This window comes from Psychrobacter sp. W2-37-MNA-CIBAN-0211, from assembly GCF_040309405.1.
Taxonomy (GTDB): domain Bacteria; phylum Pseudomonadota; class Gammaproteobacteria; order Pseudomonadales; family Moraxellaceae; genus Psychrobacter; species Psychrobacter glaciei.
In genome coordinates this window covers 1-285 of the sequence record NZ_JBEOOU010000112.1, presented here as the reverse complement: position 1 = coordinate 285, position 285 = coordinate 1, and the positions used below count along the sequence as shown (strand labels likewise).

The following is a 285-nucleotide window of genomic DNA, read 5'->3' as shown; positions in this document are numbered from 1 at the left end:
GTAAACAAGCGCTTGATCAGCTAAAAACACTACCAATGGTTGAAGATGTGTCATGGCTCGTGTTTAAAGAGTTCAACTTTTCGGTTGATAACGCAAAGTTAAGCAATGTCAGAAGTGCTATTTTTTCACCTAATATGGCCGACAATTTAGCGATTGACGTGCTAAAAAATAACAAAGTGTCTGGTGCGTGGATCACTGAAAAGTTTTGGCGAGAAACACTCAAAAGTGATGCCAATATTAAAGGAAAAATACTTTCCTATAAACGCCTTGAGCGAGGTATACAAA

The 285-nt window shown here is 37.9% G+C and carries 1 protein-coding gene; it reads left to right on the top strand.

Annotated features, from left to right (window positions below; all coding sequences use genetic code 11):
• A partial coding sequence (locus AAEY72_RS14510; RefSeq protein ID WP_352311223.1) for a hypothetical protein occupies positions 1-285 on the top strand: 285 nt, incomplete at both ends.